16 protein-coding genes are annotated in these 18,102 nt (G+C 37.6%); 12 read left to right on the top strand and 4 right to left on the bottom strand.

The annotated features are described in order from the left end of the window. From metG to C0430_RS08725, 4 genes are all read left to right on the top strand, one after another. Window positions 1-1,759: methionine--tRNA ligase (metG, locus tag C0430_RS08740; RefSeq protein ID WP_290868300.1), on the top strand; the 1,759-nt coding region annotated here is incomplete at its 5' end. 73 nt (window positions 1,760-1,832) lie between these two features. After that, window positions 1,833-2,516 (top strand): HAD family hydrolase, encoded by a 684-nt coding sequence (locus tag C0430_RS08735; RefSeq protein ID WP_290868298.1) that lies wholly within the window; start codon window positions 1,833-1,835, stop codon window positions 2,514-2,516. A gap of 2 nt (window positions 2,517-2,518) precedes the next feature. Further along, window positions 2,519-3,148, top strand: coding sequence for a chloramphenicol acetyltransferase (locus tag C0430_RS08730; RefSeq protein ID WP_290868296.1), 630 nt, complete (start codon window positions 2,519-2,521; stop codon window positions 3,146-3,148). A gap of 154 nt (window positions 3,149-3,302) precedes the next feature. After that, window positions 3,303-3,818, top strand: coding sequence for a ferritin (locus tag C0430_RS08725; protein ID WP_290868293.1), 516 nt, complete (start codon window positions 3,303-3,305; stop codon window positions 3,816-3,818). 384 nt (window positions 3,819-4,202) lie between these two features. On the opposite strand, the gene C0430_RS08720 is transcribed toward C0430_RS08725, so the two are convergent. Both C0430_RS08720 and ssb read right to left on the bottom strand, forming a co-directional pair. Next, complete coding sequence (locus C0430_RS08720) at window positions 4,203-4,631, bottom strand: HRDC domain-containing protein (protein WP_290868291.1); 429 nt, start codon at window positions 4,629-4,631, stop codon at window positions 4,203-4,205. 18 nt (window positions 4,632-4,649) lie between these two features. Then, window positions 4,650-4,985 carry a single-stranded DNA-binding protein gene (ssb, locus tag C0430_RS08715; protein WP_290868289.1) on the bottom strand — a complete coding sequence of 112 codons (336 nt, stop codon included), beginning with the start codon at window positions 4,983-4,985 and terminating at the stop codon, window positions 4,650-4,652. Window positions 4,986-5,178: 193 nt separating this feature from the next. Between ssb and C0430_RS08710 the strand changes: the two genes are divergently transcribed. From C0430_RS08710 to C0430_RS08695, 4 genes are read left to right on the top strand one after another with little or no spacing between them, the layout of a single operon-like run. Further along, window positions 5,179-5,727 carry a YfiT family bacillithiol transferase gene (locus C0430_RS08710; RefSeq protein ID WP_290868287.1) on the top strand — a complete coding sequence of 183 codons (549 nt, stop codon included), beginning with the start codon at window positions 5,179-5,181 and terminating at the stop codon, window positions 5,725-5,727. A gap of 15 nt (window positions 5,728-5,742) precedes the next feature. Continuing rightward, a complete protein-coding gene (locus C0430_RS08705; RefSeq protein WP_290868285.1) occupies window positions 5,743-6,093 on the top strand; it encodes a hypothetical protein in 351 nt (116 codons plus the stop codon). An 18-nt stretch (window positions 6,094-6,111) separates the two neighbouring features. Next, window positions 6,112-8,499, top strand: coding sequence for a M28 family peptidase (locus C0430_RS08700; protein ID WP_290868282.1), 2,388 nt, complete (start codon window positions 6,112-6,114; stop codon window positions 8,497-8,499). Window positions 8,500-8,501: 2 nt separating this feature from the next. Continuing rightward, complete coding sequence (locus tag C0430_RS08695; RefSeq protein ID WP_290868280.1) at window positions 8,502-9,305, top strand: SDR family oxidoreductase; 804 nt, start codon at window positions 8,502-8,504, stop codon at window positions 9,303-9,305. A gap of 15 nt (window positions 9,306-9,320) precedes the next feature. Here C0430_RS08695 and C0430_RS08690 read toward each other — a convergent pair whose 3' ends face one another. Continuing rightward, complete coding sequence (locus C0430_RS08690) at window positions 9,321-11,651, bottom strand: CHASE domain-containing protein (protein ID WP_290868278.1); 2,331 nt, start codon at window positions 11,649-11,651, stop codon at window positions 9,321-9,323. 323 nt (window positions 11,652-11,974) lie between these two features. Between C0430_RS08690 and C0430_RS08685 the strand changes: the two genes are divergently transcribed. Together C0430_RS08685 and C0430_RS08680 are read left to right on the top strand one after the other, a co-directional pair. Continuing rightward, window positions 11,975-12,898 carry an EamA family transporter gene (locus C0430_RS08685; protein ID WP_290868276.1) on the top strand — a complete coding sequence of 308 codons (924 nt, stop codon included), beginning with the start codon at window positions 11,975-11,977 and terminating at the stop codon, window positions 12,896-12,898. A 36-nt stretch (window positions 12,899-12,934) separates the two neighbouring features. Further along, the gene (locus C0430_RS08680; protein WP_290868273.1) at window positions 12,935-14,875 is read left to right on the top strand and encodes an alpha/beta fold hydrolase; all 1,941 of its coding nucleotides are present in this window, start codon (window positions 12,935-12,937) and stop codon (window positions 14,873-14,875) included. Window positions 14,876-14,928: 53 nt separating this feature from the next. On the opposite strand, the gene C0430_RS08675 is transcribed toward C0430_RS08680, so the two are convergent. Beyond that, window positions 14,929-16,992: a M13 family metallopeptidase gene (locus C0430_RS08675; RefSeq protein WP_290868268.1), complete on the bottom strand. Its 2,064-nt coding sequence runs from the start codon at window positions 16,990-16,992 to the stop codon at window positions 14,929-14,931. 130 nt (window positions 16,993-17,122) lie between these two features. On the opposite strand from C0430_RS08675, the gene C0430_RS08670 reads away from it, so the two are divergent. Further along, window positions 17,123-17,788: an SCO family protein gene (locus C0430_RS08670; protein ID WP_290868265.1), complete on the top strand. Its 666-nt coding sequence runs from the start codon at window positions 17,123-17,125 to the stop codon at window positions 17,786-17,788. Between the two features lie 80 nt (window positions 17,789-17,868). Further along, window positions 17,869-18,102 (top strand): FeoA family protein, encoded by a 234-nt coding sequence (locus C0430_RS08665; protein WP_290868260.1) that lies wholly within the window; start codon window positions 17,869-17,871, stop codon window positions 18,100-18,102.

Genomic DNA, 18,102 nt, shown 5'->3' with positions numbered 1-18,102 from the left:
TGAGTTTTTCAGAACTTTATACGATAAAGGTGATTTTATTGAGGAAGTTACGGAGCAATTGTATGATGCAAAAGCGGATCAATTCTTGGCAGACCGCTTTGTTGTTGGGACTTGCCCGAAATGTGGAAATGAAGAGGCTTATGGTGACCAATGCGAAAAATGTGGTTCAACATTAAACGCTACGGATTTGATTAATCCAAAATCGACAATTACGGGAGAAACGCCTATTTTGAAATCAACTAAACACTGGTTTTTACCTTTGGATCGTTATGACGAATTCTTGAAAGAATGGATTCTTGTAGGACATAAAAATGACTGGAAACCGAATGTTTACGGACAAGTAAAATCTTGGATTGACGGCGGATTAGAGCCTCGTGCGGTAACTCGTGACTTGGATTGGGGAATTGATGTCCCAGTTGAAGGTGCCGAAGGAAAAAAATTATACGTGTGGTTTGATGCACCAATTGGCTATATTTCTTCTACCAAAGAATGGGCTCAAAGAGAAGGAAAAGATTGGGAACCATACTGGAAAGATCAGGATACAAAACTGGTTCACTTCATTGGGAAAGACAATATTGTTTTTCATTGTATCATTTTTCCTGCAATGTTGAAAGCGGAAGGAAGTTATATTTTGCCGGATAATGTTCCTGCAAATGAGTTTTTGAATTTGGAAGGAAACAAACTTTCTACGTCAAAAAATTGGGCAGTTTGGTTGCACGAATATTTAGAAGAATTTCCGAATCAGCAAGATGTTTTGCGTTATGCTTTAACATCGAATGCTCCAGAAACAAAGGATAATGATTTTACTTGGAAAGATTTTCAGGCGAGAAACAACAATGAATTGGTAGCGATTTTTGGAAACTTCATCAATCGTGTGGTGGTTTTAACCAACAAATATTACGAAGGAATTGTTCCAAGTCCGAACGCACTTTCTGAAGTAGACGAAGCAACTTTGACCGAATTGAAAGCTTATCCAGCTGTAATTTCGAGTTCTATCGAACGATACAGATTCCGTGAAGCTTTGGGCGAATTGATGAATGTTGCCCGTTTGGGAAATAAATATCTTGCCGATGAAGAACCTTGGAAAATGATCAAAACGGATGAAGAGCGTACCAAAACCCAAATGTACGTGGCATTGCAAATTGCTGCCGCTTTGAGTGCCCTTTGCGAACCTTTCTTGCCATTTACAGCTGCCAAATTATCCCGAATTCTTAAAATTGAAAATCTAATTAATTGGGATACCGTTGCCGACAATTCTGATTTGATTCTTTCGGGACACCAAATTGGAGAAGCGGAATTGCTATTTGCTAAAATTGAAGACGAAGAAATTCAAAAACAAATAGACAAACTGGAAGCTACCAAAACCGCCAATGATGCTGAAAATAAAGTAGCAGAACCGCAAAAAGACTTAATTCAGTTTGAGGATTTTGCTAAAATGGATTTGCGTGTGGGAACGATTCTGGAAGCCGAAAAAATGCCGAAAGCCAACAAATTATTGATTTTAAAAGTGGATACTGGAATTGACGTTCGCACGATTGTTTCGGGAATTGCCGAAAGTTTTAAACCGGAAGATATTATTGGCAAACGAGTGACTGTTCTTGTAAACTTGGCTCCAAGAAACCTTCGTGGCGTGGAAAGTCAGGGAATGATTTTGATGACCAACAACGCCGAAGGAAAACTGGTTTTCGTAAATCCGGATACTTCGACTTCGCTCAGTACAGGTTCTGATGGGGTTGGAAATGGGGAAACTATAAATTAAAGAAAATTAACCGCAGATTATTTAAAAAAATTAAATTTAAAATCTGTGAATCTGCGGTAAAATATATTAAGAAATGAACCTAAAAGTAATTGCTTTCGACGCCGACGACACTTTGTTTGTAAACGAACCTTATTTTCAGGAAACGGAGGAAAAATTCTGCGCCTTGATGAGTGATTATTTGTCGCACCAAGGCATTTCGCAGGAACTTTTCAGGGTTGAAATCGATAATTTGAAAATTTACGGATACGGCATCAAGGCCTATATCCTTTCGATGATCGAGGCAGCGATGAAAATTTCGAATAACACCATTCCTGTTGAAATCATCGAGAAAATCATTGAATACGGCAAAGAATTGCTCGAAAAACCCATTGAATTACTGGACGGAGTCGAGGAAACTTTGCAAGCTTTGCACGGAAAATACAAACTCGTTGTTGCCACCAAAGGCGATTTGCTGGACCAACGCCGAAAATTGCACAACTCGGGTTTGGGAAAATATTTTCACCATATTGAAGTGATGTCGGACAAACAGGAAAGAGATTATTCTGATTTGTTGAAACGTTTGGAAATACAGCCCGAAGATTTTTTTATGATTGGCAACTCCCTAAAATCGGATGTTTTGCCGGTTTTGGCCATTGGCGGTTATGCCGTTCACGTTCCGTTTCACACGACTTGGGCACACGAAAGAATCGATTTCAAGGTGGAGCATGAAAACTTTTATGCTTTCGAAAAAATAACCGATGTCTTAAAAATAGTGTAATCGTGAAAACTTTTTTAGACATAGAAAACTGGCCCAGAAAGGAACATTTTTTGTTTTTCAAACAATTCGAGGAACCTTTTTTTGGATTGACCGTCGAAATAGATTGCACCAAGGCGTACGCAACTGCCAAGGAATTGGAAACCTCTTTTTTTGTGTATTATTTGCATAAAACGATGGTTGCGGTAAACACGATTGAACCCTTTCGATATCGCATAATTGACGATGCAGTTTGCGTTTACGACAGGATTGAAGTCTCGGCAACCATACTGCGTGCAGACAACACTTTCGGATTTTCGTTGATTGAATATGCTCCTGATTTCGATGTTTTTGCCAAAAATACGTTCGAGGAAATCGAAAGAATTCAAAACACGACCGGTCTTTTGACCCGTGAATTTCCAAACAACAATTTGATTCATTTTTCGGCAGTTCCGTGGATCAATTTTACCTCACTTTCTCACGCCAGAAGTTATACGTTTCCGGATAGTTGCCCCAAAATTTCTTTTGGAAAAATGATGGTTGGCGAAGATGGCAAAAGAACGATGTCGCTGTCAATTCACGCGCATCATGGGTTGGTGGATGGTTATCACGTGGGGCAATTTGTGGATTGTTTTCAGGAATTGATGAATAAATAGTCTGCATTTGCTTTTTGATAAATTGAATGCAAAAAATCCACTATTTTTAATTAAACAACCTTTATTTTAAAAGAATTCCTAGAAGTGAAATCTTTTCGTAAAGCCGTAGTTTGCTTTAAATTATTTTTTTTAACTTTACTAAAAACTTACAAATATGCTGTCAAAAAATATAGAAGTCGCTTTAAACAAACAAATTAGAATTGAGGCCGAGTCTTCTCAAATTTATTTATCAATGGCTTGCTGGGCCGAAGTGAATGGCCTGGAAGGAATCGCTAAGTTTATGTATGCGCAATCTGACGAAGAACGCTTGCATATGCTCAAGTTGATAAAATACGTAAACGAACGCGGAGGCCACGCCCAAATCACTGATTTGAAAGCGCCCAAAACCACCTACGAAACCTTCAAAGGAATGTTTGAAGAATTGTACAAACATGAAATTTTTGTTTCAAATTCGATTAACGAATTGGTGCACATCACTTTCGAAGAAAAAGATTATGCCACTCACAATTTCTTGCAATGGTATGTTGCCGAGCAAATCGAGGAAGAAGCCACTGCCAAAACCATTTTGGACAAAATCAACTTGATTGGCGATGACAAAGGAGGATTGTACTTGTTTGATCGTGACATTCAACAAATTGCCGTTGCCGCAAGTGCTGCCGCGCCAAAATAAATACAACTTTACAACAGAAACTAAATGCCTTAAAGAATTCATTTTCTTTAAGGCGTTTTTTTTAATAAAAAACAACGAAGCTTATTTAGAATAGATAAAAATAATATATCTTTGTATTGGTTTTTAATTCTTTACAAAGTGAGCAAGAAAGAAAAGGAAAAAAAGAAGAAAAAGAAAAAAGACAAACTTGAGAAAATCAAGAAGGCCGAAAAGTGCAAGTCTACTTGTTGCGAAAAATACAAAAAAAGCGAGAAGAAACGTTGCGACCGCTGTCCTATGTTTGATTTATTGAAAGTTGTATCCTGATACAAAACAAGAATGCCCTCCAATTAAGAGGGCATTTTTTGGTTTTAAATTATTGCAAAACGTATAAATTTGAAATTATCACAAAGCGTTTAAAAGTGAAATAATATCGTCTCCGTAATGGGCCGTCTTATTTTCACCAAAACCTTTGACAGTTTTAAAATCCTGAAGAATTTGAGGTTTTTGGACAGCAATGGAAGCCAATTCCGAATTATGACAAATCATGTAATGGGGCAACATTAATTGCTGTGCCTTGTCACTTCTCCATTTTTTCAAAGCCGCATAAATTTTCTTTTCTTCATCTGTTAATTCCCTTTCTACAACCGTGGATTTTATTTCTTTTTTAGGTTCAAAAAAAACTACGGCCGACCAAAAATCAACAGTGGTAGTGGTTACAAAATTAGTCGAAGTAAGTTTGATTTCGACAGAATCAAGAAACTGGTTCATCCTGTTTTGATCTTCCAGGCAATGCTCTTTATCGAGGCGAATATTAAAGACTTTAATGTTCATGGCTGCGATTTTTAAAAATTATTTGCTGCCCAAAAGCAAAATATCATTTGCCACGACTTCGGTAACATATCTTTTTTCTCCATTTTTGTCAAGATAATCACTGTAGGTCAGTTTTCCTTCTATACAAATTTCCTTGCCTTTGATAACATATTTTTCGATGATTTCGGCAGTTTTCCCCCAAGCTTTTACTTTGTGCCATTCGGTTTTTTCAACTTTATCTCCGTTCTCTTTGTAATAAACTTCATTGGTTGCCAATGTGATGTTGGCTACTTTTTTTCCTCCATCAAAAGTTTTGATTTCTGGCTCTTGTCCTACGTGACCGATTAACTGTACTTTGTTTTTCATTGCATTCATGGCGTGTAAAATTTAATTGTTAGTGTATAATTTGTTGAATCGTTCGTTCCATTCAACAGGGCAAAGATGCGACCGCTTTCAAAACTTATTCGGTAGATAACTGCTTACTTTCGGTTGTAACTATTTGTAACCGTTTGTAAATGGAAATTATTTGTTACATTTGATTGATTTTAAAAGATTTAATGACTATTCAATGAAAAAACATTTCGACCTAGAAAAGCTGAAATTCCCGATTGGAAAATTTCACAGACCAGACCCCATAACCGAAAATAATTTGAAAACCTGGATAGCAACCATTGAAAATTTCCCTTCCAAAATAAAAAAACTGACTCAAGAACTTTCTGTCGAAGAACTGAATTGGATTTACCGACCAAAAGGCTGGTGCATCAAACAAGTCGTGCATCATTGTGCCGACAGCCACATAAATAGTTTTATCCGATTCAAACTGGCCTTGACCGAAGATGTTCCTACCATAAAACCCTACGAAGAAGCACTCTGGGCTGAACTCGCCGATGGGAATTCGGACACTATTTTGCCATCCCTTCAAATCATCGAAGGTGTTCACGCTCGTTGGATTTTTCTTTTGAAAAGCTTTGGAGAAAAAGAATTAAAAAGACAATTTTTTCATCCAGAACACCTCAAATTAGCTAGTTTAGAGGAAACCATTGGAGTATACGCCTGGCATTGCAACCACCATTTGGCACATATTGAACAAGCCTTGTCGCACAAAGACCAATTTTAAGAAAAACGAAAAAAAATGGACAAAACCTGCCTGGAATGTGGAGACAAAATTGTGGGTCGCGAGGACAAAAAGTTTTGCAGCGATGGTTGTCGCAATGCCTACAACAACAAGATTAATAAAGACAGTACTAATTTTATGCGCAACGTGAACAATAAATTGCGCAAAAACTACCGCATTCTATCGGCATTGAACGTCGATGGAAAAGGAAAAACCACCAAATCAAAACTATTGAGCAAGGGATTCGATTTTGAATTTTTTACCAATATTTTGGAAACCAAAACTGGAAACACCTACTATTTTGTTTACGACCAAGGTTATCGTGTTCTGGAAGACGACTACTATTTACTAGTCAAAAAAGAAATTTAGACTCCCCAATCTACTATTATGAAAAAAAGTTATTCTTCTGTTTTATCCCTTTTATTTATCCTTGTCATTCTTGGATTTACATTCTTCACGATGATGCCGCAATGGACATCCGATGATGATGCGCCACTTTCGGAATTTTCGACCCAAAGAGCTTTGGAACAGGTCAAAAACATATCCCAAAAACCGCATTTTGTAGGCTCTGAAAATCACGATGTTGTGGCCAATTATTTGATAAAAGAACTGCAAAACATGGGTTTGCAAACTTCCATTCAAGAAGGATTTGCTTTTTCGGATTGGGGCACTTTGACCAAATGCAAAAATATTCTGGCTCGAATAAAAGGGACAAATAACAACAAAGCCTTGCTCCTGCTTTCGCATTATGACAGCGCGCCACATTCCTATTCAAAAGGCGCCAGCGATGCAGGTTCGGGCGTGGCGACCATTCTTGAAAGTATTCGTGCTTTTACTTACAACAAAAAACAACCCAAAAACGACATCATTATTCTATTCTCGGATGCCGAAGAATTGGGGTTGAACGGTGCGGCACTTTTTGTGACCCAGCACCATTGGGCAAAAGAAGTGGGTTTGGTCTTGAATTTTGAAGCCCGAGGAAGTTCCGGCCCAAGTTATATGTTGATGGAAACCAATGCTGGAAATGCCGGATTGGTCAACCAATTTTTGGCTGCAGGCGTCAAATATCCCGTGTCGAATTCCTTGATGTACAGCATTTACAAAATGTTGCCCAACGATACCGATTTGACCGTTTTCAGGGAACAAGGCAATATTCAGGGCTACAATTTTGCTTTTATCGACGGACATTACAATTACCACACGGCGCAAGACGACAGCAAGCATTTGAGCAAAAACACCTTGGCGCATCAAGGAAAATATATGATGCCGTTGCTGGATTATTTTTCAAATGCCGATTTGAATTCAACACAAGCCACCGAAGACGACGTTTATTTTTCGATTCCATTTAGTTTCATAAGTTATCCTTTTAGTTGGGTTTGGCCAATGGTGATTATCGCTTTTGTGTTCTTTTTGTTTTTGGTATTCATCGGAATGGGCAAACGTCTTTTGTCTTTTCCAGAAATGGTCAAAGGGTTTGTTCCGTTGTTGGGTTCAGTATTCGTTTCGGGATTCATCACGTTTTTGGGATGGAAATTATTGCTGATACTCTATCCACAATACAACGATTTGCTCAACGGGTTTACCTATAACGGCCACGATTACATTGCGGCTTTTGTCCTGTTGACTTTGTCGATTTGTTTTGCTTTTTACCAAAAATTCTCCGCCAAAAAAGTGACGATGAACCATTATGTGGCACCCTTATTCCTTTGGATTCTCATCAATGGATTACTGGCTTTCTTCCTTAAAGGTGCTGGATTTTTGATCATTCCCGTTTTTGCAGGATTGCTAGCGTTGGCTTTCTTTGTGTTGACCCAAAGGTCCAAATGGATTTTGAATCTCTTTTTGGGTATTCCCGCCTTGTTGCTTATTGCACCATTTATCCAAATGTTCCCTATTGGTTTGGGCTTGAAAGTCTTGTTCGGAAGCGCCATTTTAACGGCCTTGACTTTTGGTTTACTGCTACCGGTTTTCGGTTCGTTTATGCGAAAAGGAACGGCGTCAATGATTTTGTTGGTACTTGCCATTGGATTTTTTGCTAAAGCGCATTACAATTCCGGTTATGAATTGGGCAAAGCCAAATCCAACAGCTTGGTTTATGTTTTGGATGCCGAAAAAAACAAGGCAACTTGGGCGACTTACGACACTAATTTGGACGATTGGACCAAAACCTATTTAGGCCAAAACCCAAAAGACGCCAAAGATTTAAACAACAATCCGCTGAAAAGTAAATACAATTCCGGTTTTACTTTTATGGCTGACGCGCCCATTAAAAACCTTTCGAGACCCGTTGTCGAATTTCTAAAAGACAGCGTTGTTGGTGAAAATCGCTATTTGAAAATACGAATTACGCCAACCCGAAAAGTGAATCGTTACGATGTTTTTGCCAATGAAGCTTTGGCGATTCAAAATTTCAAGGCCAATGGCTTGTCTTTATTGGGACAAAAAGGTTCCAAATACGAGCGAAAAGGCAAGAAATTGTTGAGTTATTATGTGGTGGATCAACTTCCGCTGGAAATAGAATTCAGCATTGTCGCTTCTAGTGTTTTAGATTTGGATTTAATGGAAAGTTCCTTTGATTTGATGAACAATCCGTTATTTAAAATGGCAAAAAGAGCCGATTGGATGATGCCAACGCCTTATGTTTTGAACGATGCCGTGATAATTAAAGAGAAAATAAAACCTTCGACGAAAACGGTTAAACCAATAACTTTAAAGGTTAGAAGTGTAATTCCAGAAGATAGTTTAGCGATTGTTAAAGACACATTGATAAAATAAAAATGACACAAATTAGTATTCTGGGTTGCGGTTGGTTGGGTTTGCCTTTGGCAAAAGTTTTGCTTAAAAATGGATTTTCCGTAAAGGGTTCGACGACTTCTGTCGAAAAACTTTCAGTATTGCAAAACTTGGGAATACAGCCTTATTTAATTGCACTTTCAGAAAATGAAACAACTGGAAACCTCAGCGATTTTCTAGAAAATTCGAAGATTTTAATAATTGACATTCCTCCCAAATTGAGAGGCATTTCAAAGGAAAATTTTATTTCCAAAATCGAAAACCTGGTTCCATTTATAGAAAAATCGACAATTGAAAACGTGCTTTTCATTAGTTCGACATCGGTTTATGGCGAAGACAACTTGGTTGTGATTGAAGAAACAAAACCAAATCCCGAAACCGAAAGCGGCAAACAATTGGTGCAAGTTGAACAACTTCTGCAAAGCAATTCGAATTTTAAAACTACCATTTTGCGCTTTGGCGGATTGATTGGCGAAGACCGACATCCGATAAAATTCTTGGCAGGAAGAACAAACATTGATAATCCAAATGCTCCCATAAACCTGATTCATCAGGAGGATTGCATTGGCATAATGCTGGAGATTATTGAGTCAAATTCTTGGAACGAAACCTTCAATGCGGTGACGCCTTTTCATCCGAGTCGGAAGGAATATTACACCCAAAAAGCCATCGATTTGAATCTAGATTTGCCTGAATTTAATACAGAACATCAAGGTTTCGGCAAAATCATTTCGAGTTCAAAAATTGAAACTGTTTTGGGATATACTTTTGTAAAACCGAAATTATAGAACGCTGCTGAATGATTAGCCCAGTTTTTCCGCTTTGCCAAAATAATGTTGGAGTAAATTGGCCAATTCTTCTTTTTTAATGGGCTTCGAAATATAACCATTGCAGCCGGCTCCTATGGTTTTTGCTTTGTCTCCTTCGAGCGCAAAAGCGGTTTGAGCCAGAATGACAACCTCCGAATTGAATTTTCTAATTTCCTTGGTGGCTTCATATCCATTCATTTCGGGCATTTGAATATCCATCAAAATCAAATCGATATCTGGATTATTTCGGCAAATCTCTACTGCTTCCACGCCTGTTTGTGCCGTTAGTATTTCCTTGCTAAATAACTCAATAACTTTTAGAATAAGCATTCTGGATATTTTGTCGTCTTCGGTAACCAGTATTTTGAGATTTTTAACCTCGCAATTGGCTTGATGAATTGATATGTTGTTTTGTGTATTATCTTTTTCTTCTGGCTTGATGGTATCGGGAAGCGTAAAATAAAACGTTGATCCTTTTTCGGGTTCGCTTTCGACCCAAATTTTGCCGCCCAACAATTCTACATAAGCTTTTGCAATGGCCAAGCCCAAACCCGCTCCTTGTCGAGCCATTTTGTCGGTAAAATCAGCTTGAACAAATCGTTCAAATATGGCTTTTTGCCTGTCCTTTGAAATACCGATTCCTGAATCTTTTACAAAGAATTCAATCTGGTTGTCTTTTTTTTCATATCCAAATTCAATTGTTCCTTTGACAGTGTATTTGATGGCGTTTTTAACCAGATTGATAAGAATGGCATATAGTTTTTCGCGGTCTGACCTAATGATGGTTTCCTCTTTGTCGAAAGAATTTTTAAGTAAAAGTTGTAATCCTTTGTCTTGGGTTTCAGGTCTAAAAAAGGTGTTTATGTACTGCATTTGTTCATCAACGTTTGTTGCGGAAAGGCTGACATTCATTTGTCCGGCCTCAATTTTTGAAATATCAACAATGTCGTTGATGATGTTGAACAAACGAGTTCCACTTTTTTCGATGATTTCAATATAATTTCTCTGTTCTTCGGGACTTAAATTGTCTTCTTTCAACAATTGGGTAAAACCCATTATTCCGTTCATGGGAGTCCTTATTTCGTGGCTCATATTGGCCAGGAAAGCCGATTTTAATTTATCGCTTTCTTCCGCTTTTACAATGGCTTTCTGTAATTGTCCGTTTGTTTCTTTTAATTTTTCTTTGGAATCAATCAACTTTTTATAGTTTTTGCTGAGCGATTTGTTCATGCGTTCGTACTCCTTGTTTTTAACAGACAAGTCTTGATTTAATTGCTCGGCAATAATTCTCGCACGCTGTTTGGTTGCAAGTAATGAATAGGACAATGCATATAATAACAAACTTATTATTAAGCCGCCAATTGCTATGATTAGTGTTTTGGTCGAAAAGAAAAATGCACTTTCAACTGGCTGCGAAAAAACTAATGTCCACTTTTTATTACTAACCACAATAGGATGTATCTGCTTTCTAAGCTTTGTTTCATTGCCACTATTTACTCTATTTTTTTGGCTGTCAAACAAGAGCGTTTTTTGAGAAATGACATCACCATCATAAACTTGCAAATGAATATTTGTTTTGTCAATTAAATACCTGCTTCCCAAAATACTTTTCATTAAATCGTCCATTCGAAAAGCACTAAAGACCCAGCCAATAATAGCTCCTCGACGCTCTTCAACTGTGTTTAACGGCACATTTTTGTATACCGGAACATAAATTAATGTTCCGGCCTGGACATTTTTTTTTGTTTCTAAACGCAGCGTCACTTTTCCTGAAAACACCGGCATATTTTGATCTCGGGCTTGCTCCATCGCTTTTCGCCTAACAGAGTCCGAAAACATGTCGAAACCAAATACTGGAGCGTTTCGTGCATCAAACGGCTCAAGATATATTATGGGAGTATAAACTTCTCTTACACCCTCTGGCAAAACAGTATATTTAGGAAATCCTTCTTTTCGAATGGCTAAAATGTGTTTTTTTAGTTCTTCTTTTTTTATAATGGGGGAAAAACCAAAACCCTGAACGCCCATAAATTTTACATTTCCGCCTGAAAACTTATTGAAACGTTTCCATTCACTTCGGGTAACTGAATTAGATGCTTCAAAAAAGGAGGAACTGCTAATCAAAAATTGGTTTTGTATATTAATTCGGGTGAAAATTTTTGATTTAACCTCATTACAGATTAGGGCAAACTCATTTTGAAGCTTGATTTCTTCTTCTTGTTTGAAATAATTGGAAACACCAAAAGTTGAAGCAAGTCCAATAATCAGGACTGCAAAAGACTTCCATATAGGATTAAAATTTCTTACAGAGATTTTTTTATACATCTTGAATTTGATATTTCATTCTTTTGTCTCCAATGAATCTAAATTCTTGTTTTGAATTTGTTTGAAAGAAATAAAAGCCAATAAGACACTGTTTTAAAGACTTTTCGTCTCAAAAATAATACAAAATTTCACACGACCACTACAAAAAATCACAATATTTTTAAAAGATTTAAACCTAAGGTCTTATTCGGGAAAACAAGAAAAAGTAGCAATGTGTAATATCCTAAAAAGCCCGCAATTTGGCCTAACTTTTTCAAAAGTTTAATTATGAAATCCCTACTTTTGGAAAAACAATTTTGAGTTAAAAAAATCGAATTTATAAAGTGAAAACTAAAATAAAAAATGCTGTTTCGTCCAGGATTAATATCATTGGATTACCCGTTCTGGCATTGTGCTGGGTGAGTTTTTTTTGGGGAACCACTTGGCTTGCTTCAAAAGAAGGCGTGAAACACATGCCGGCTTTGCAACTTGCAGGAATTAGGCAATTCATAGGTGGTTTCCTTTATGTTTCTTTCTTTTTATATAAAAAAGCACCTTGGCCAAAAGGCAAACAATGGAAAGCCATTTTTATCCTGAGCATTCTTAATTTTGTGTTGAGTAACGGACTAAGCACTTGGGGCGTGAAATACATTAGCAGTGGTTTGGGTGCTATTATTGGCGCTATTTTTCCGCTGTGGATTGTATTGATTACTGTTTTTAGAGGAGAAAAAATGGCCCGATTATCAATTCTTGGATTGGTCGTGAGTTTCGGAGGAATTTGCGTCATTTTCTACGATCATCTGGCCGATTTTTTGAAACCTGATTTTAGATTTGGGATTTTTATTTCTCTGATTGCAACCTTAACTTGGGCTTTTGGAACTTTATATACTCGAAAAAAAGCAGCGAGTTTTAATCCTTATTTCAGTTTAGGATTACAGATGCTGATTTCAAGTTTTATCACTTTAGCGATTGTTGGAGCTACCGGAACGGGAGTAAACATGAGTTCAATTCCAATAAATTCTTGGTGGGCAATAGGCTATTTGGTAATCATTGGATCTGTGTTAACCTTCATTGCTTACATTTACATGATTCAAAGGCTTCCGGCAGAAATAAGCAGTATTTATGCCTATATGAACCCAATTGTTGCGATTTTATTAGGCACAATGATTTTTGGCGAACCGCTCACAATGGCGATTGCAATTGGAGGCGCCATCACATTATGTGGTTTGTATTTGGTAAATTATTCCATTCGGAAAGCTCGAATTTAATGCTATCGTAAATCAATTAATTTAAACATTATGAAAATGAAAAAAATTGTTTTAGTTCCTGCACTACTGTCTTTCTTGGTCATTTGCGCCCAAGAAAAGAAAAATGTCGTTATTCCCAATGAAAATTTGATAACCGAGAATATTGCCGAAATCCCCAAAGAACTCGCTAATCAGGTAAAAAAATATTCCGAAACCCGTGGTGCCTCTTTGGCAGAAATTCATCCAACAAAAAACGAAATTATCATCAGTACTCGTTTTGGTTCGACACCCCAGTTTCACCGTGTTTCAAAGCCAATGGGAGCCAGAACGCAAATAACTTTTTTTGACGAACCCGTCAGCGGAGCTTCTTACGAACCTTTAAAAGGTGACTATCTGGTTTATTCCAAGGATATAGGCGGCAACGAATTTGGACAATTATACAAACTCGATTTAAAAACGCTGCAATCCACGCTTTTGACCGACGGTGGTCGTTCACAAAATGGAGGCGTAACTTGGCGAAAAGACGGAAAAGGTTTCTATTATTCTTCAACCAAAAGAAATGGAGGTGACCGTGACATTTATTATATGGATCCCAATAATCCAAAATCCGATAAATTAATCTTGCAAGTAAAAGGCGGCGGATGGGGAATATCTGATGTTTCAAACGACGGCAAAAAACTTTTAATTGGCGAATATGTTTCGGCCAATGAATCACACATCTGGTTATTGGACACCGAATCCGGAAAATTATCCGAAGTTACGGATAGGAAATCAAAGGGAATCATTCAATCTGGCGCTTCGTTTTCGGATGCAACTGATGAAATATGGTTTGTAACAGACAAAGACAATGAGTTTGAACGTCTTGCCACCATGAATTTAAACACAAAAAAAGTAAACTATTACACTTCAAAAATCCCTTGGAATGTTGAAAATTACAATTTGTCAGAAGACAAAAAATCAATCGTTTTTATTACCAATGAAGCGGGATTGAACAAAATGTATTTAATGAATGCGCTTGACAAATCATACTTGGCCGTAAAAAATATTCCCATAGGATTAATTGGTGGTGCCAATTTCACAAAAGACAAACAAGCGTTGTTCTTTACCCAATCTACCGCACAATCAGCATCGGATGTTTACAAATTAACCCTTAAAACCGGAGTTATTCAACGTTGGACAGAAAGCGAATTAGGCGAGATGCAAACATCCGATATGTCTGTTCCAAAATTTATCGAATGGAAAAGCTTTGACAATCTCAAAATATCCGGGTTTTATTATCCTGCTGCTGCAAAATTCACCGGAAAAAGACCCGTTGTAATCAATATTCATGGTGGACCGGAAGGTCAGTCGATGGCTTCGTTCTTGGGTTCCAATAATTACTACACCAATGAAATGGGTGTTGCCATAATTTTTCCTAATGTGCGTGGTTCATCTGGTTTTGGAAAAACATTTATTGCCAAAGACAATGGTTTTTTAAGAGAAGATTCTGTAAAAGATATCGGCGCTTTATTAGACTGGATTGCACAACAACCCGAATTGGACAAAGATCGAATCATGATTATGGGCGGAAGTTATGGCGGTTACATGACTTTGGCAACAGCCTTTCATTATGCCGATAGAATCAAATGTTCCGTGGATATTGTTGGAATCTCCAACTTTAATACCTTTTTGAAAAACACCGAAGAATATCGAAGAGATTTAAGAAGAGTGGAATATGGCGACGAGAGAATCCCAGAAATGGCGGCCTTTTTTGACAAAATGGCTCCTTTAAACAATATTGAGAAAATCAAAAAACCAATGTTTATCATTCAAGGCACGAATGACCCTAGAGTTCCCGTAACCGAGGCCACACAAATGCGCGACAAATTAAAAGCACAGGGAAATACCGTTTGGTATCTGGAAGCTAAAGATGAAGGTCACGGATTTAAAAAGAAATCCAATGTCGATTTTCAGCGGTTGGCGGTGATTCGCTATATGCAGGAATATTTGATAAAATAATTCAAAAAAAAATCCCAAGTTCACTTGGGATTTTTTTTGTCAAACATTCTATATTACCAGATTTTTACGCGTTTATCAGCATCAAGATACATTCCGTCTCCTGATTTAATGTCGAAAGCTTTATAAAATGAATCCACGTTTTGTAAAGGAACATAAGCGCGGTACATTCCCGGTGAATGCGGATCGGTTTTTACCAGATTTTTTATGGCTTCGTCACGCATTTTGGTTCTCCAAACCGTGGCCCAAGAAATAAAGAAACGTTGTTCCGGCGTGTAACCGTCAATCAGTCCAGGGTTTCCATTCTCTTTCAAGTAGATTTGTAATCCATCGTAAGCAGCATTTATTCCACCTAAATCTCCAATGTTTTCGCCCAAAGTAAATTTTCCGTCCACGAAAGTTCCCGGCAAAGGTTGCAAAGCGCTGTATTGATCGGCAAGTGCGCCCGTCAAAGCTGCAAATTGTTTCTGGTCATCAGCCGTCCACCAATCTTTTAAGTTTCCATCGGCGTCATATCGTGCTCCAGAATCGTCAAATCCGTGAGAGATTTCGTGACCAATTACGGCTCCAATTCCTCCATAATTTATAGCTTCATCTGCTTGATAATTGTAAAATGGCGGTTGCAAAATCGCTGCTGGAAATACAATTTCGTTATAAGAAGGATTGTAGTAGGCATTTACCGTTTGTGGCGACATTCCCCACTCTGTTTTATCAACAGGTTTGTACAATTTGTCTATGTCTTCTTTAGTTCTCCAAAGGGATAAGTTTTTGGAATTCTCAAAATAAGTTCCTCCTTCTTCCGGGCTTTTTAAAGTCAAGGCCGAATAATCTTTCCATTTGTCTGGATAACCAATTTTGATTTGAGATTTGTGCAATTTTGCAATGGCGCTTGCTCTTGTTTCTGCTGACATCCAAGGCAAATTATTAATGCGGTTTTCAAAGGCAATAAAAATGTTCTTGATCATTTTTTCGGCTTTGACTTTGGCTTCGGCCGGAAATTTTTTCTCTACATATAATTTTCCCAATGCTTCTCCAGTGGCTCCATTAATGACCTGCAAAGCTCTTTCGTCGAGCGGTCTTTGTTGTGTTGCTCCAGTTAATGTTTTGCCATAAAACTCCCAGTTGGCTGTTTCAAGAGTGGTTGACAATCTTCCTGATGATCTGTTTAACAAAGTCCAACGCATGTAGGCTTTCCAGTCTTCGACTTTGTTTTCTTTGAAGATTGTTTCTAATGCGGCCATGTATTTAGGCTGCGAAACAATAAGCGAATCGGCTTTTGTCAATCCTATTTTTGTCAAATAGTTTTTCCAATCTATGGAAGGTGTTAATTTTTGCAAATCCGCAACCGTCATCGGATTATATGATTTTCTTCGGTCTCTTCTTTCCACTCTGTCAAATCTTGGTTTTGACATGTCAGTTTCCAATGCCAAAATTTTATCGGCATCTGCTTTTGCTTGGGCTGGTTTTTCGCCTAAAAACTGCAGCATTCTAGTCACGTGCAAGACATATTTATCTCTCTTTTCTTTAGAATCCTTGTCATCGGAAACATAATAATCACGGTCTGGCAAACCTACGCTTCCGGGACCAATGCCAATCACGTTCCTGTTACTGTTCTTGGCATCTGGACCAATCCCGACACCAAAAAATCCAAGACCTCCAATGGGATCCATTTCAATCAATAAAGCCTGCAAGTCCTTGGTGTTTTTCACCGCATTAATTTTTGCCAAATACGGTTTCAACGGTGACAAGCCTTGTTTGTTTCTGCCAACGGTATCCATGATGGTTTTGTACAGGTTTATGGCTTTCCCTTGGTCTGTATTTGATTTGTATTTTGGGTTTTTTGAAGCTTCTGCCAAAATTTCTAAAGCATCCTTATCTGTTTTTTGACGCAATTCATTAAAACTACCCCATGTAGTCTTGTCAGCAGGAATTTCTGTTTTATCAAGCCAACTTCCGTTTACGAATCTAAAAAAGTCGTCGTTTGGCTTAATCTTTTTATCCATGTTGGCAACATTGATTCCCGGTTCTTGCTTTACGGGAGCATTTTGTGCTTGAATAATTGTAAGTCCCATGATTGCGGGAATAACAAAAATGAATTGTTTTTTTAATTGTATTTTCATCTATTTTATGGTTTGGTTCTTGTCACAAAACTATCCATAAATTTCAACAATCGTGTTAATGTTTGTTAAAAAAAATTATTTGCCGGTTTAAAACAAGCGTCCTTTCCGTATTTTTGCCAAAATTATCTTTATGCAATCCCTTTTTTATAAATATCGAATATTCTTTGGGGTTTTATTGGTGTTTTCCATCATTGTGATTTCCTTGTTTTATTCGGCACTGAAACCCAAAAAAACACTTCCCATTTTCAATCCGTCTGACGTAAACCCAGAATTGGTGGACACTACGGTTCAATATGTAGCCAACAAACATTTCATTTCCGATTTTTCGTTCACCAATCAAAACGGGGAAACCATCACCCAAAAAGATTATGAAGGCAAAATTTATGTCGCCGATTTTTTCTTCACGACTTGCAAATCCATTTGTCCGAAAATGACGACGAATTTAGTTGACGTTCAAAAAGCTTTTCTTCATAATCCAAAAGTGAAATTACTGTCCTTTTCCGTCATGCCCGATGTAGACAGTGTTTCGGTTTTAAAGGAATATGCCAAAATAAACGGCGTGGTGGACTCCAAGTGGAACTTGGTTACCGGAGACAAAAAAGCGATTTACACTATGGCCCGAAAATCCTATTTGGCCGTAAAACAAGGGAAACCAGACGAACAATATGACATGGTTCACACCGAAAATTTTGTCCTCGTTGATTCCAAAAAACGGGTTCGCGGTTTTTATGACGGAACGAATAAAGCCGAAATTCAACGATTGATTGAAGATATTAATTGGCTCTGCGAAAACTAAAATAACCAAAATGATATTTGTCATTTATTATTCTTTTTTTTACTGTACTTTTGTAATCTAAATTCAATCTAAATAAGAATTTGAAAACTACGATTGCCAGCTTAAAAAAAGGACAAAGAGCCATCATCAAAGATTTTGATGCAGATATCATTCCGTTAAAATTATTGGAAATGGGTTGTTTGCCGGGGAATAAAGTCGAATTAATTCAAATTGCCCCGTTGGGCGATCCCTTATATTTGGACATTAATGGCTCCCATCTTGCCATTCGCATCGAAACTGCTCGTGAAATTGAAGTTGATATCATTAATAAATAA

The sequence above is a fragment of the Flavobacterium sp. genome (assembly GCF_013823965.1).
Classification (GTDB): Bacteria; Bacteroidota; Bacteroidia; order Flavobacteriales; family Flavobacteriaceae; genus Flavobacterium.
This window is presented reverse-complemented; position numbering and strand designations above follow the sequence as displayed.

What these genes read in the sequence shown, in the direction of transcription:
- C0430_RS08735 (WP_290868298.1), top strand. Translation starts at nt 1,833, where the DNA reads ATGAACCTAAAAGTAATTGCTTTCGACGCCGACGACACTTTGTTTGTA.
- C0430_RS08725 (WP_290868293.1), top strand. Translation starts at nt 3,303, where the DNA reads ATGCTGTCAAAAAATATAGAAGTCGCTTTAAACAAACAAATTAGAATT.
- C0430_RS08720 (WP_290868291.1), bottom strand. Translation starts at nt 4,631, where the DNA reads ATGAACATTAAAGTCTTTAATATTCGCCTCGATAAAGAGCATTGCCTG.
- ssb (WP_290868289.1), bottom strand. Translation starts at nt 4,985, where the DNA reads ATGAATGCAATGAAAAACAAAGTACAGTTAATCGGTCACGTAGGACAA.
- C0430_RS08710 (WP_290868287.1), top strand. Translation starts at nt 5,179, where the DNA reads ATGAAAAAACATTTCGACCTAGAAAAGCTGAAATTCCCGATTGGAAAA.
- C0430_RS08705 (WP_290868285.1), top strand. Translation starts at nt 5,743, where the DNA reads ATGGACAAAACCTGCCTGGAATGTGGAGACAAAATTGTGGGTCGCGAG.
- C0430_RS08700 (WP_290868282.1), top strand. Translation starts at nt 6,112, where the DNA reads ATGAAAAAAAGTTATTCTTCTGTTTTATCCCTTTTATTTATCCTTGTC.
- C0430_RS08695 (WP_290868280.1), top strand. Translation starts at nt 8,502, where the DNA reads ATGACACAAATTAGTATTCTGGGTTGCGGTTGGTTGGGTTTGCCTTTG.
- C0430_RS08690 (WP_290868278.1), bottom strand. Translation starts at nt 11,651, where the DNA reads ATGTATAAAAAAATCTCTGTAAGAAATTTTAATCCTATATGGAAGTCT.
- C0430_RS08680 (WP_290868273.1), top strand. Translation starts at nt 12,935, where the DNA reads ATGAAAAAAATTGTTTTAGTTCCTGCACTACTGTCTTTCTTGGTCATT.
- C0430_RS08675 (WP_290868268.1), bottom strand. Translation starts at nt 16,992, where the DNA reads ATGAAAATACAATTAAAAAAACAATTCATTTTTGTTATTCCCGCAATC.
- C0430_RS08670 (WP_290868265.1), top strand. Translation starts at nt 17,123, where the DNA reads ATGCAATCCCTTTTTTATAAATATCGAATATTCTTTGGGGTTTTATTG.